Annotated in this window: 14 protein-coding genes; 12 read left to right on the plus strand and 2 right to left on the minus strand. The window is 67.8% G+C overall.

The features are described 5' to 3' along the window. Both A5744_RS21610 and A5744_RS21615 read left to right on the plus strand, forming a co-directional pair. Nucleotides 1-811, plus strand: an 811-nt coding sequence (locus tag A5744_RS21610; RefSeq protein ID WP_139331450.1) for an acyl-CoA dehydrogenase, incomplete at its 5' end; no start/stop codon positions are given. A gap of 52 nt (nt 812-863) precedes the next feature. Beyond that, nucleotides 864-2,072: an acyl-CoA dehydrogenase family protein gene (locus tag A5744_RS21615; protein WP_076064421.1), complete on the plus strand. Its 1,209-nt coding sequence runs from the start codon at nt 864-866 to the stop codon at nt 2,070-2,072. Here A5744_RS21615 and A5744_RS21620 read toward each other — a convergent pair. Next, on the minus strand, nt 2,065-2,592 hold the full coding sequence (locus A5744_RS21620) for an arsinothricin resistance N-acetyltransferase ArsN1 family B (RefSeq protein WP_076064422.1): 528 nt from the start codon (nt 2,590-2,592) through the stop codon (nt 2,065-2,067). The genes A5744_RS21615 and A5744_RS21620 overlap by 8 nt on opposite strands. Next, nucleotides 2,592-3,446: an oxidoreductase gene (locus A5744_RS21625; protein WP_076064423.1), complete on the minus strand. Its 855-nt coding sequence runs from the start codon at nt 3,444-3,446 to the stop codon at nt 2,592-2,594. The genes A5744_RS21620 and A5744_RS21625 overlap by 1 nt, the downstream gene beginning before the upstream one ends. Before the next feature lie 22 nt (nt 3,447-3,468). On the opposite strand from A5744_RS21625, the gene A5744_RS21630 reads away from it, so the two are divergent. From A5744_RS21630 to A5744_RS21675, 10 genes are all read left to right on the plus strand, one after another. Further along, the gene (locus A5744_RS21630; protein WP_076064424.1) at nt 3,469-4,467 is read left to right on the plus strand and encodes an acryloyl-CoA reductase; all 999 of its coding nucleotides are present in this window, start codon (nt 3,469-3,471) and stop codon (nt 4,465-4,467) included. A gap of 22 nt (nt 4,468-4,489) precedes the next feature. After that, complete coding sequence (locus tag A5744_RS21635) at nt 4,490-5,461, plus strand: NADPH:quinone oxidoreductase family protein (RefSeq protein WP_076064425.1); 972 nt, start codon at nt 4,490-4,492, stop codon at nt 5,459-5,461. Between the two features lie 120 nt (nt 5,462-5,581). Next, the gene (locus tag A5744_RS21640) at nt 5,582-6,676 is read left to right on the plus strand and encodes a homogentisate 1,2-dioxygenase (RefSeq protein WP_076064426.1); all 1,095 of its coding nucleotides are present in this window, start codon (nt 5,582-5,584) and stop codon (nt 6,674-6,676) included. Nucleotides 6,677-6,696: 20 nt separating this feature from the next. Then, on the plus strand, nt 6,697-7,869 hold the full coding sequence (locus tag A5744_RS21645) for an alpha/beta fold hydrolase (RefSeq protein ID WP_076064539.1): 1,173 nt from the start codon (nt 6,697-6,699) through the stop codon (nt 7,867-7,869). Next, a complete protein-coding gene (locus A5744_RS21650; RefSeq protein ID WP_076064427.1) occupies nt 7,866-9,071 on the plus strand; it encodes a CoA transferase in 1,206 nt (401 codons plus the stop codon). The genes A5744_RS21645 and A5744_RS21650 overlap by 4 nt, the downstream gene beginning before the upstream one ends. Beyond that, a complete protein-coding gene (locus tag A5744_RS21655) occupies nt 9,068-9,961 on the plus strand; it encodes a hydroxymethylglutaryl-CoA lyase (protein ID WP_076064428.1) in 894 nt (297 codons plus the stop codon). Before A5744_RS21650 ends, A5744_RS21655 begins: the two co-directional genes overlap by 4 nt. A gap of 14 nt (nt 9,962-9,975) precedes the next feature. After that, entirely contained in the window at nt 9,976-10,587 is a 612-nt protein-coding gene (locus tag A5744_RS21660) for a TetR/AcrR family transcriptional regulator (protein ID WP_076064429.1), read from the plus strand. Between the two features lie 22 nt (nt 10,588-10,609). Beyond that, entirely contained in the window at nt 10,610-11,848 is a 1,239-nt protein-coding gene (locus A5744_RS21665) for an acyl-CoA dehydrogenase family protein (protein ID WP_076064430.1), read from the plus strand. A gap of 8 nt (nt 11,849-11,856) precedes the next feature. Then, nucleotides 11,857-12,837 (plus strand): phosphotransferase family protein, encoded by a 981-nt coding sequence (locus tag A5744_RS21670; protein WP_240563143.1) that lies wholly within the window; start codon nt 11,857-11,859, stop codon nt 12,835-12,837. Continuing rightward, nucleotides 12,834-13,220 (plus strand): DUF6285 domain-containing protein, encoded by a 387-nt coding sequence (locus A5744_RS21675; RefSeq protein ID WP_076064432.1) that lies wholly within the window; start codon nt 12,834-12,836, stop codon nt 13,218-13,220. Before A5744_RS21670 ends, A5744_RS21675 begins: the two co-directional genes overlap by 4 nt. Nucleotides 13,221-13,226 lie beyond the last annotated feature (6 nt).

Consider the following 13,226-nt stretch of genomic DNA (forward strand, 5'->3'; position numbering starts at 1 on the left):
TATAAGAGACAGGCCCCAATGGGTCAGCGCGGACCAGCAGGCCACCTACCTGCCGGAGTTCGCCGGCGAGAACGTCCCGCAGGCCTGTGTGGCCATCGCGGAGCCGCAACCGCTGTTCGATCCCACCCGGCTGAAGACGACCGCCGTGCGGACACCGAGCGGATACCGGCTCGACGGGGTCAAGTCGTTGGTCCCCGCCGCAGCCGACGCCGAGCTGTTCATCGTCGGTGCGCAGCTGAACGGCAAACCGGCGCTATTCATCGTCGAGTCGTCCGCCAAAGGCCTTACCGTCAAGGCGGATCCGAGCATGGGGATTCGTTCCGCGGCGCTGGGCCAGGTCGAACTCTCCGGCGTGTCGGTTCCGGCCAGCGCCCGGCTGGGCGAGGACGAGGCGACCGACGACGACTACTCCGAGGCGCTCGCGCTGTCGCGGCTGGGCTGGGCGGCACTGGCCGTCGGCACATCGCACGCGGTCCTCGACTACGTCATCCCGTATGTCAAAGAGCGCGAAGCGTTCGGCGAGCCGATCGCCCACCGCCAAGCCGTTGCGTTCATGTGCGCCAATATCGCCATCGAACTCGACGGGCTGCGGCTGATCACTTGGCGCGGGGCGGCGCGCGCCGAACAGGGGCTTCCGTTCGCCCGCGAGGCGGCGCTGGCCAAGCGGCTCGGCGCCGACAAGGGCATGCAGATCGGGCTGGACGGCGTGCAACTGCTCGGCGGCCACGGCTACACGAAGGAGCACCCGGTCGAACGCTGGTACCGGGACCTGCGGGCCATCGGTGTCGCCGAGGGCGTCGTCGTCATCTAACTGGTCATCTAAGTAGTCATCCAAGTCGGACTTCTCAAGCGAAAGACCAATCATGGCAATCAATCTGGAACTGCCCCGCAAAATGCACGCGGTGATCGACAAAGCGCACCAGGCCGGCGCGGAGCTGATGCGACCGATCGCCCGCAAGTACGACCTCAAAGAGCACGCCTACCCGGTCGAGCTAGACACGTTGGCCAGCCTGTTCGCCGGAGCAGCCGAGTCCAACGCCCTGGGTCTCGCCGGGGCCGAGGCGTTCCGCAGCGGTGAAAGCAAGGAAGAAAACCGCAACGGCGCCAACATGGCCGCGGTCCTGCAGACTTTGGAGGCCTGCTGGGGCGACGCGGCGATGATGCTGTCGATCCCCTATCAGGGCCTGGGCAACGCGGCGATCTCCGGTGTGGCCACCGACGAGCAACTGCAGCGGCTGGGCCGGGTCTGGGCGGCGATGGCCATCACCGAACCGGGCTTCGGATCCGACTCCGCGGCGGTATCAACCACTGCCACGCTCGACGGTGACGAATACGTGATCAACGGCGAAAAGATCTTCGTCACAGCGGGTTCGCGGGCCACCCACATCGTGGTGTGGGCGACGCTCGACAAATCGCAGGGGCGGCCGGCGATCAAGTCGTTCATCGTTCCGCGCGAACACCCCGGCGTCACCGTCGAGCGACTGGAGAACAAGCTCGGCATCAAGGGCTCCGACACCGCCGTCATCCGGTTCGACAACGCCCGCATTCCGAAGGACAACCTGCTCGGTAACCCCGAAATCGAATCGGGCAAAGGGTTTTCCGGCGTAATGGAGACGTTCGACAACACCCGTCCGGTGGTGGCCGCGATGGCCATTGGGATCGCCCGGGCAGCGCTGGAGGAACTGCGCAAGATCCTGACGGAGGCCGGTGTCGAGATCTCCTACGACAAGCCGTCACACGTCCAAAGTGCCGCCGCGGCCGAATTCCTGCGGATGGAGGCCGACTGGGAGGCCAGCTACCAGCTGACCCTGCGCGCGGCGTGGCAGGCGGACAACAAGATCCCCAACTCCAAAGAGGCGTCCATGGCCAAGGCCAAGGCCGGACGGGTGGGTAGCGACATCACCCTCAAGGCCGTCGAATTGGTCGGCACCACGGGCTATTCCGAGCACACGCTGCTCGAGAAGTGGGCGCGCGACTCCAAGATCATGGACATCTTCGAGGGCACGCAGCAGATCCAGCAGCTGGTGGTCGCGCGTCGCCTGCTGGGCCTGTCGTCGGCTGAGCTCAAGTAGCGATCGGCCGCGGCGGGTCGGCGTCGTCGGGCCCGGGCAGGTCGAGCTGCCACCACGAGACGTCGTGCCACGCGCCGAGTTTCCATCCGACCCTGCGGTAGTGGCCCGCGGGCCGAAAGCCGAACGTCTGATGAAACGCATTGCTGGCGTCGTTGGGTTGGGCGATGCCGGCGAACGCGCGCCGGAAACCGCGTTCGGTGAGCCGGCGCAGCAGTTCGGCGTAGAGCATACGGCCACCGCCCTCGCGTCGCCGGTCCTGGGCGAGGTAGACGCTGGTCTCGACCGACCACTGGTAGGCGGCGCGCGAATTGAACTGGTGCGCATAGGCGTAACCGATGACGTCCCCGTCGACGTCGAGTACCAGCCATTCGTGCGTCACCCGCGCGTTGACGATGCGCTCCGCCATTTCCTCGACCGTCGGCACCTCCGTCTCGAACGTGATCACGGTGTCCAGCACGTACGGGCGGTAGATCTCGACGCACGCCGCGGCATCGGCGGCGGTCGCGGGTCTGACGCGCATCAACCGACCGCGTTCAGCCGTTCGCGGCTTTCCTCATCGAGCTCGATCGAGGCAACGTCGAGGTTCTCCTCCAGGTGCCGCACGGACGAGGTGCCCGGGATGAGCAGCACGTTGGGTGCCACGCTCAGCGTCCACGCCAATGCGACCTGGGCCGGGGTGCGCCCGATCCGCTCCGCGATCTGCTGCACCAGCGGGTTGGTGAGGACCGGGTTCGGCTGCACGAAGGCGGCCCCCAGCGGGAAGAATGGAACGAACGCGATGCCCCGGGCCGTGCATTCGTCCAGCACCGCGGCCGACTCCCGGTGAATCAGGTTGAAAGCGTTTTGCACACAGGCGATCTCGGTGCGCTCCAGCGCGTGCAGTAAGTGGTCGCGGTTGATGTTGCTCAGCCCGATGCCGCCAATCAATCCCTCGTCACGGGCTTGGATCATGACCGAGAGCTGGTCGTCGAACAATTGGTCCGGCCCGTCACTTTCGAACACTCGCAGGTTGACCGCGGCAAGCTGGTCCACGCCGAGAGTGAGCAGATTCATTTCAATGTCTCGGCGCAAGTCGGCGGGCTCGGTAAACGGCAGCCAGGCGCCGGTGTCGTCGCGGTGGCCGCCGACCTTGCTCACCAGGGCCAAGTTCTCCGGATACGGATGCAACGCCTCGCGGATCAGCTCGTTGGCGACGTCGGGGCCGTAGAACTGAGCGGTGTCGATGTGGTTGACGCCGAGCTCGACGGCGCGGCGCAGCACCGCCAGCGCCTCGTCGCGATCCCGCGGTGGCCCGAATGCGTTCGGGCCGGGCAGTTGCATCGCGCCGAAGCCGATGCGGGCGACGGAAACGCGACCGAGTGGAAAGGAATCCATACGGTGAGGTTAGCGTCGAGGAATGGACACTTTTCACGCGCTGGTCGCGCGCCAAGACGGTGACCGGATCACTGCGTCGGTCGAGACACTGAGCCCATCCGACCTACCGCCCGGTGAGGTGACCATCCGGGTCTTGTATTCGAGCGTCAACTTCAAAGACGCGCTGGCGCTGACGCCGAAAGGCGGCGTGGTGCGCGATTACCCGGTGGTGCCGGGCATCGACCTGACCGGCGAAGTGGTCGAGTCGCAGTCGGCCGATTTCGCCATCGGCGACCAGGTGCTGGCTCACGGGTACGCGATCGGCACCGGCCATCACGGCGGCTACGCGGAATACGCCCGACTGCCGGCCGACCAGGTGGTGGCGCTCGGCGCGTTGCGCCCGCACGAGGGCGCCGCGATCGGCACCGCCGGGTTCACGGCCGCGATGAGTGTGCAGGCGCTGATCGACTGGGGCATCAAGCCGGACGCCGGATCCGTCGTCGTCACCGGGGCCTCCGGTGGGGTCGGCTCCGTCAGCGTGGACCTACTGTCCGCCGCCGGCTATCGAGTGGTGGCCTCGAGCGGCAAGGAAGAGGCCGCCGAGTTGCTCAAAGAGCTTGGCGCCGCGGAGGTTATCGGGCGCCTGCCCGAGGATCCCGACGCCAAACCGCGGCCGCTGGCCAAGGCGCGCTGGGCCGGGGCGGTGGACTGCGTGGGCGGCGCGACGCTGGCCGATGTGCTCAGCGCCGTCGACTACGGCGGGGCGGTGGCCGCCAGCGGCCTCACCGGGGGTCCGGCCCTGCACACCACGGTGATGCCGTTCATTCTGCGCGGCGTCGCGCTGCTGGGGATGGACTCGGTGCTGCTGCCGATCGCCCGGCGCCGGAAGTTGTGGGCGCTGCTGGGCGACTCGTTGCGGCCGCGTCATCTGGACGCGGTCGTCAGCGACGTCGACGTCAAAGACGTCGTCGGTGTGATCGATCGGGTGCGTGCCGGCGCATTCACCGGCCGGGCGGTGGTGCGGGTCGCCGGCGGATTCTGAGCTGAAAGTAGGCTGTCCGACCATGCGCGCTGCACGGGTGACTCGGCTGGATGGTCCTGACGCGATCGAGGTAAGCGACGTCGACGAACCCGCGGGTGATGGCGTGGTTGTCGAGGTGCACGCCGCCGGCGCGGCATTCCCCGACGCGCTGCTGACCCGTGGCCTCTATCAGTACCGGCCGGAGCCGCCGTTCGTGCTCGGCGCGGAGATCGCCGGCGTCGTGCGCTCCGCGCCGGACGGCGCTCACGTGGGTCCCGGCGACAGGGTCGTCGGCCTGACGATGCTGTCCGGCGGCATGGCCGAGGTCGCGATCCTCTCACCCGATCGGGTGTTCAAGCTTCCGGACAACGTGAGTTTCGAGGCGGGCGCTGGCCTGTTGTTCAACGACCTGACGGTGTACTTCGCGCTGACCGTGCGCGGCCGGTTGGGCGAGGGTGAGACGGTGCTGGTGCACGGCGCCGCCGGCGGGATCGGGACGTCGACGCTGCGGCTGGCGTCGTTGCTCGGGGCGTCGCGAACCATCGCGGTCGTCAGCACCGAAGACAAGGCGGACGTCGCGACGGCGGCCGGCGCCACCGATGTGGTGCTGGCCGAAGGGTTCAAGGACGCGGTCAAGGAGCTCACCGGCGGCCGCGGCGTCGACGTTGTCGTCGACCCGGTCGGAGGCGATCGGTTCACCGATTCATTGCGCTCGCTCGCCCCGGGCGGGCGGCTGCTGGTCATCGGGTTCACCGGCGGGGAGATTCCGACCGTGAAGGTGAACCGGCTGCTGCTCAACAACATTGACGTCGTCGGCGTGGGCTGGGGCGCCTGGACGGCCACGCACCCGGACGCGCTCGCCGAGCAGTGGGCCGGCCTCGAGGGCCTGCTCAGCTCGGGCCGGCTGACGCCGCCCACGCCCGAGGTCTACCCGCTGGAGCAGGCCGCCGCGGCGGTCGCGTCACTCGAGAACCGCACCGCCAAGGGGAAGGTCGTCGTCCGCGTCCGCGATTGACGCGCGTCTCGGCCCCGGTTGATCGGCGACACAACGGACCCTTGTGTGCCAACAAAAGAGAAAGTAATGTCACTTTCAGTTTTGTGCTGTCTTATTCCCCTGCCCGAGCCTGGAGTCTCCATGGAATCCTTCGTTCACCTGCGAAAAGGGAAAACGCCGCGCCGGCTGCACGCCGATCTTGACGGCCTCAAAGACGACGAGCTGGGGCGCGGCGGCTTCGTCGGCCGAACCGCCAACATCTACCGCCGCAACGACCCCACCGCCTACCGCTCGGTGGGCCCGCTGCGCCCCCTCGACGTGTTGTCCAGCGAACTCAAACCCAGCGACGCCACCGACGCCAACGGTGGCCCGCTGCTGATGTTCAGCAACGCCGACTGCCGCATCCTGCTGAGCCGTCGGCATGACCCGATGCCGTTCTACGCCCGCCATGTCGACGGGGATCTGCTGTGCTTCGTCCACGACGGCACCGGGCTGCTGGAGACCGAGTTCGGGCCGCTGCGCTACCGCGAAGGCGACTGGGTCTACATCCCCAAGGCGTGCACCTGGCGCCAGGTGCCCGACCGCGAGACCACGCTGTTGATGATCGAGTCCAGTGACGAATTCCGGGTGCCGCCGCCCGGGTCGCTGGGCCGTCACTTCCCTTTCGACCCGTCGCAGGCGACGATCCCCGAGCCGGAACCGATCGAGGATGACGGCCGTGACGAGTACGAGGTCCGCCTGGTACACGAGGGCGGCCCGACGACGCTTTACTACCAACACAATCCGATCGATGTCGAAGGCTGGCGCGGCGACAACTTCGCGTTCACATTCAACATCGCCGACTACAACGTCATCACCTCCGACAGCGTCCACCTGCCGCCGACCGTCCATTTGTTCATGCAGGCCACCGGCGTCTACGTGATGAATTTCTTGCCCAGGCCGGCCGAAGGCATCCCGGGCACCGAGCGCACACCCTGGTATCACCGCAACGTCGACTACGACGAGATCGCCTTCTTTCACGGCGGCTCGCTCTACGGCATCCCGATGCCGCCGGGCCTGATTTCCCATGCGCCGCAAGGGGTTCACCATGGCGCGCCGGAGAAGGCCCGGGAGCGGGCCCGCCGCAAATTCGACGAGCATTCGCGCGTCGACTGGCAAGTCATCGCCATCGACACGCGCCGGCGCCTGACACCCTCGGCCGAGGTGCTGGCGCACGACCTAGGACAGCACTCGTGAACTCCGCCGTGAACTCCGCCGTGAAACACGAATACGACCGAATCCCGTATCTCGTTGCTTTCCAGAACAATTCGAGCGTCCGCGATGTCTACGGCGGGCTAGCCGAGATCACCGTGCTGGAGAGCTATCTGCTCAAGCCCAACAAGCCGTCGGACACCGTGCTGGTGTTCATGCACCCGATCGGCGGCGGCGCATACCTGCCGATGATCAACGGCCTGGCCCGGGCCGGCCACCACGTCATCTACTGCAACAGCCGGTTCCGCGGCACAGATTCGGCGCTGCTGATGGAGAAGGTGGTCGAAGATCTCGGCGAGTGCATCAAGGACGCCAAGAAGCGGCTGGGCTACGAGAAGGTCGTGCTGGCCGGGTGGAGTGGCGGCGGTTCGCTGTCGGTGTTCTACCAGCAGCAGGCGCAGCACGCGACCATCACGTCGAGCCCGTCCGGCGACGGCCCCGATCTCACCGCGCTGGACCTGCCCGCCGCCGACGGGATCATGTTGCTCGCCGCGCACATCAGCCGGCACGGCACGCTGACCGAATGGCTGGACGCATCCATCCTCGACGAATCCGACCCCACCAAGCGCGATCCCGAACTCGACCTGTACAACCCCGACAACCCCAACCAGCCGCCTTACAGCGAAGAGTTCCTCGCGCGCTACCGGCAGGCTCAGATCGAGCGCAACCGGCGGATCACCGCGTGGGTCCGGAAAAAGCTCGACGAACTCAAGGCCGCCGGCCGCCCCGACGACGAGTTCGGATTCGTCGTGCACGGCACCATGGCCGACCCGCGCTGGCTGGACCCCACCGTCGACCCCAACGAACGCACCCCGGGCACGTGCTACCTGGGCGATCCCCAAGTGGTGAACATGAGCCCCGTTGGGCTGGCCCGCTTCTCGACCCTGCGCGGCTGGCTCTCGCAGTGGAGCTACGACGAAGCCCGCGGCGACGGCGTGGAGTGTGGGCGCGATATCGCGGTCCCCGCTCTGGTGATCGGCAACCTGGCCGACGATGCCTGCACGCCCAGCCACACCCGGCGGCTGTTCGAGGCGATCGGACACCCCGACAAGGAGATGCACGAAATCCCGGGCGCCACGCACTATTACGCCGGCCCCGACCAGCGCGATAAGCTGCGGCAGGCCGTCGAGATCATCACCGACTGGCTGATACGCCACGACTTCGCGGAGACCGCATGACTCCTACCGGCCCGCTGGCCGGCATCCGGGTGCTCGAGCTGGGCACCCTGATCGCCGGACCGTTTGCGGGCCGGTTACTCGGCGACATGGGCGCCGATGTCATCAAGGTGGAACCGCCCGGCGCCCCGGACCCGTTGCGCACGTGGGGCCAGGCCGAGCTCGACGGGCACCACGTCTTCTGGACCGTGCACGCGCGCAACAAGCGGGCGATCACGCTCGACCTGCGCCGGCCGCGCGGCCGCGAGCTGTTCTGCGAGCTCGTCGAAAAATCCGACATCGTGGTCGAGAACTTCCGGCCCGGCACGCTGGAGAAGTGGAACCTGGGCTACGACGTCCTCAGCGAACGCAACCCGGGCATCATCCTGGTCCGGGTATCCGGCTACGGGCAGACCGGGCCGGACGCACACAAGGCGGGCTACGCCTCGGTGGCCGAGGCCGCCAGCGGGCTGAGGTACCTCAACGGCTTTCCGGGCGGCCCGCCGCCCCGGCTCGCGCTTTCGCTCGGCGACAGCCTGGCCGGGATGTTCGGCGCCCAGGGCGCGCTGGCCGCGCTCTACCGCCGCGGCGTGACCGGCCGCGGCCAGGTCGTCGACGTCGCGCTCACCGAATCATGTTTGGCCGTACAGGAATCCACGATTCCCGATTACGACGTCGGCGGCGTGGTGCGCGGGCCGTCGGGCACCCGACTGGAGGGCATCGCGCCGTCCAACATCTATCGCAGCGCCGACGGTTCGTGGGTGGTGATCGCCGCGAACCAGGACACCGTGTTCGCGCGCCTGTGCGCGGCGATGGGCCGCCCGGAACTGGCCACCGACGATCGCTTCGCCACGCATGGGGCGCGCGGGCGCAACCAGGACGAGCTCGACAAGATCATCGGCGCGTGGGCCGCCGAACGGCAACCCGGCGAAATCATCGAAACGCTGTCCGCCGCAGGCGTGATCTCGGGGCCGATCAACACGGTCGCCGAGGTGGTCGACGACCCACAGCTGCGGGCGCGCGGCATGCTGGTCGAGCACTACGACGAACGCGTCGGGCGTAACGTGCTGGGACCGGGAATCGTGCCGCTGCTCTCCGAATCCCCGGGCGCGGTCCGCAACGCCGGCCCGGCGCGTCCCGGACAGCACAACGACGACGTCTACATCGGGCTGCTGGGCAAGACCGCCGAGGAACTCGAGGAGCTTAGGGCCGAGGAGGTGCTATGACGCACGTCGACATTCGCGAGATCTCCCTGCGTGACGGCCTGCAGATCGAAAAGCCAATCCCGTTGTCGGCCAAGCTGGAACTGCTCGCGGCCGTGGCCGCCACGGGAGTCCGCGAGGTGGAGGCCACCGCGTTCGTCTCCCCCACCAAGGTGCCGTCCATGGCCGACGCCGCCGAACTCGCGGCACAGCTGCACAACTACCCCGACATCGAGTTCTCGGCCTTAGTCGCCAGCCCCGGCGGGGCCAAACGGGCCGTCGCCGCCGGCCTGCGGTCGATCGAGTACGTCGTGGCGGCAGACGACACGTTCAGCAAGGCCAACGTGGGGCGCACCAGCGCCGAGGCCACCAACGAGATCGGCGAGATCATCGCCATCGCGCACGGCAGTGGGGTCACGGTCGAGGTGATCGTCGCGACGGCGTGGGACTCCCCATTCGAGGGCCCCACCCCGCCGCAGCGGGTCCTCGACATCGCCGCCGCCGCCCGCGAGCGGGGCGTGGACCGGTTCTCGATCGCCGACACCATCGGCACCACCACCCCGCGCAGGGTGAGTTCGCTTGTCTCGCAACTACGTCCGATCCTCGGCGACATGCCACTGGGCGGGCACTTCCACAACACCCGCGGCGCCGGGCTGGCCAGCGCCTACGCGGCGGTCAGCGCCGGGGTCACCCGCCTGGATGCCTCGGTCGGCGGGCTGGGCGGCTGCCCGTTCGCACCCGGCGCCACCGGCAACATCGCCACCGAGGATCTGGTGTACCTGCTGCGCGACAGCGACATCGAAGTCGACGTCGACCTGCAGGCCGCCATCGCCGCGGCCGAAGTCGCGAAGTCGGTTGTCGGCCATGATCTGCCGAGCGCGCTGTTGCGTGCCGGCGACCGACAGAGACATTAAGTGCCGGGGGCCTGATGCCGTCGGGAGAGCTGACCTCCAAGGGCCGCCAGACCAGGCAGGCCATCGAACAGGCCGCCCGTAAACTGTTCGCCGAGCGCGGCTTTCACGGCACCACGCTGGCCGACATCACCTCCGCCGCCGGTAAATCGCCGGCGGTGTTCTACCGGTACTTCGCTGACAAGGAAGACCTGCTGGCCGCGCTGGCCGAGTCGTTTCTACACGAGGTCGTGGCACCGTCCGGGCTGAGCGTTCGCCTGCCGGAGTCGCCCGACGACGACGCGTTCTTCACCTCGGTGGTCACCGGCTATTGGAACATCTTCAAGCAGAACATCGGCATCATGATCGCCGTCGCCCAGCTGGGCGCCACCCAGCAGCGTTTCGCGGCCGTCCAGAACGAATTTCGGCGTTTCGGCATGGACATCGTGGCCGCCTCGGTCCGCCGCGCCCAGGAACAGGGTTACGGGGCCGAGCTCAACCCCGAACACATTGCGGCCGCCATCGCGCTGCTGTTCGAAAACTTCACCACCGTGGTCGTTGGACCGTCCGGCCTCGGGTTGGAAGTCAGCGACCAGGAAGCCATCGCAACCCTGTCGACGGTCTGGAAGAAAACGCTCTACGGCGCATAACGAAATTTCGAGGAGAATCATCGTGGATTTCACCCTGCCGGAACACCTTCCGGGATTGCTTGCCGACATGGACGCTTTCATCGAGCGCGAAATCGCTCCGCTGCAGGCCGAGAACATGCAGTACTTCGACCAGCGCCGAGAGCACGCCCGCACCGATTGGGACAACGACGGCATCCCGACACGCGAGTGGGAGGACCTGCTGGCCGAGATGCGCCGGCGGGCCGATGCGGCCGGCTGGCTGCGCTACGGGTTACCGGCCTCGCTGGGCGGGCGCGACGGCTCCAACGTCGACATGGCCGTCATTCGGGAACACTTGGCGCACAAGGGTCTTGGCCTGCACAACGACCTGCAGAACGAATCCTCGATCGTCGGGAACTTCCCGCAGGTGATCATGATGGAGCGCTTCGGCACCGACGAGCAACGCCGGGCCTGGTCAGAAGCGCTGATCACCGGCGAACGCTCGATGGCGTTTGGCCTCACCGAGCCCGCGCACGGCTCCGATGCGACCTGGCTGGAAACCCACGCCAAGCAAGACGGAGACGAGTGGGTGATCAACGGCTCCAAGCGATTCAACACCGGCGTGCATCGCGCCACCCATGACCTGATCTTCGCCCGCACCTCCGGTGAGCCCGGGCAGGCCCGCGGCATCACCGCGTTTCTGGTCCCCACCGATGCGCCGGGATTCGATGTGCCGTACTACTGGTGGACTTTTAACATGCCCACCGACCACGGCGAAGTGGAGCTGACCGACGTGCGGGTGCCGGCTGACGCGGTGCTCGGTGAGGTGGACCGCGGCCTGGAGGTCGCGCAGACGTTCTTGCACGAGAACCGGATTCGTCAGGCCGCCAGCAGCCTGGGTGCGGCGCAATACTGCATCGACCGCGCCGCCGAATACGCGGGTCGGCGCACGGTGTTCGGCAAGCCGCTGTCGGTCAACCAGGCCGTGCAATGGCCACTGGCGGAGCTGCAGACCGAGGCCCAGATGGTGCGGCTGCTGGTGCAGTACGCAGCGTGGCACCTGGACCGCAACCACCACATGGAGGTCTCCGACAAGGTGTCGATGGCGAACTACCGCGCCAACCGGCTGGTCTGCGACGCCGCGGACCGTGCGATGCAGATCTTCGGCGGTCTCGGCTACAGCCGTCACGAACCGTTCGAGCACATCTACCGCCATCACCGCCGCTACCGGATCACCGAGGGCGCCGAGGAGATTCAGATCCGCCGAGTGGCCCAGCGGTTGTTCAAGTTTGGCAGCAAGTGAATTTGCACGTGAATTTGCAGGAGGGATTGCCCGCGGTGTTGGGCCCGGCACTGGGCGCCGACGTGCGTATCGACAACCTGCGCGCACTCACCGGTGGCGCCAGCCGAGCCACGTGGGCCTTCGACGCGGTCACGGACGGCCAACGCCGTTCGCTCATCCTGCGCACCGGCCCACCCGACGACGTGCACGCCGGCATGGAACTGGAAGCACGAGCGCAGGCCGCGGCAGCCGCCGCCGGGGCGCCCGTCCCGCACATCCTCGTCGCCGACGATTCGCCTGCCGCACTGGGCAATCCGTACCTCGTCTGCGACGAGATCAAGGGCGAGACCATCGTTCGGCGCATCCAGCGTCAGCTCGACAGCACCGATGGGCAACAGGGCCGGGCGCGGCTGCTCCAACAGTGCGCCCGGGCACTGGCCGCCATCCACCGCGCCGAGCAGAACCTGCCCGGCCTCACACACGAGAACCAACTGGACGAATGGCGCGAGCGCCTCGACGCGATGGGCGACACCACGGCCACCTTCGAGTGGGGGTTTCGCTGGCTGGCGGCCCACCAGCCGCAGCCGTCGCCCAGCGTGCTGGTGCACGGCGACTTCCGGATGGGAAACCTCATCGTCGACGGATCCGACCTCGCCGCCGTTCTGGACTGGGAGCTGGTGCACGTCGGGCAGGCCTACGAAGACCTGGCCTGGTTTTGCATCCGGGCCTGGCGGTTCGGCGCCCCGCCGAGCCTCGGCGCCGGCGGGCTGGGCAGCATCGAGAGCTTTCTGCTCGCCTATGAAGAGGCCGGCGGGGCTACCGTCGATCGAGGGGCGCTTCACTGGTGGCTGGTGCTGGCCACGCTGCGCTGGGGCGTCATCTGCCGCCACCAGGCCGAGCGTCACCTGAGCGGGCAGGTCCGCTCGGTGGAACTGGCGGCGATCGGGCGCCGCGTCTGCGAAACCGAGTGGGATCTGCTCGACCTGCTCGCGGAAGGGGCCCGCACATGACGTCCGGTGAACAGCTGCACGGGCGGCCGACGGCGGCCGAGCTGGTGGCGGCCGTGGCCGAATTCATCGAAGGCCTCATCAAAGCCGACGTCCGAGAGGCGACCACCGGGCAGGTCAACTTCCACGCGCGGGTGGCCGCCAACGTCTTGCGCACCGTCGAACGCGAACTGCTCGACGACGGTGCGGCGCAGGCCCGTGCGGCGCTCGCCGCCCTGGGTTTCGACGACGAGGCCGGTCTGGCCGCCGCGATCCGTGCGGGTGAGCTCGACGAAAACTCGGAGGGCGTCACGGCCTGCCTGCGGACATTGGTGCGGCAGCGACTGGCGGTCGCCCATCCCGGATACGACCGTGAATATTACGACCGTGAATATGACGGGGAATAGGAGCCA

The sequence above is a fragment of the Mycobacterium sp. IS-1264 genome (assembly GCF_001954195.1).
Lineage (GTDB): Bacteria > Actinomycetota > Actinomycetes > Mycobacteriales > Mycobacteriaceae > Mycobacterium.

Bases quoted from the DNA above. Each gene is read 5' to 3' on its own strand.
- A5744_RS21615 (WP_076064421.1), top strand. From the start codon at position 864: ATGGCAATCAATCTGGAACTGCCCCGCAAAATGCACGCGGTGATCGAC.
- A5744_RS21620 (WP_076064422.1), bottom strand. From the start codon at position 2,592: ATGCGCGTCAGACCCGCGACCGCCGCCGATGCCGCGGCGTGCGTCGAG.
- A5744_RS21625 (WP_076064423.1), bottom strand. From the start codon at position 3,446: ATGGATTCCTTTCCACTCGGTCGCGTTTCCGTCGCCCGCATCGGCTTC.
- A5744_RS21630 (WP_076064424.1), top strand. From the start codon at position 3,469: ATGGACACTTTTCACGCGCTGGTCGCGCGCCAAGACGGTGACCGGATC.
- A5744_RS21635 (WP_076064425.1), top strand. From the start codon at position 4,490: ATGCGCGCTGCACGGGTGACTCGGCTGGATGGTCCTGACGCGATCGAG.
- A5744_RS21640 (WP_076064426.1), top strand. From the start codon at position 5,582: ATGGAATCCTTCGTTCACCTGCGAAAAGGGAAAACGCCGCGCCGGCTG.
- A5744_RS21650 (WP_076064427.1), top strand. From the start codon at position 7,866: ATGACTCCTACCGGCCCGCTGGCCGGCATCCGGGTGCTCGAGCTGGGC.
- A5744_RS21655 (WP_076064428.1), top strand. From the start codon at position 9,068: ATGACGCACGTCGACATTCGCGAGATCTCCCTGCGTGACGGCCTGCAG.
- A5744_RS21660 (WP_076064429.1), top strand. From the start codon at position 9,976: ATGCCGTCGGGAGAGCTGACCTCCAAGGGCCGCCAGACCAGGCAGGCC.
- A5744_RS21675 (WP_076064432.1), top strand. From the start codon at position 12,834: ATGACGTCCGGTGAACAGCTGCACGGGCGGCCGACGGCGGCCGAGCTG.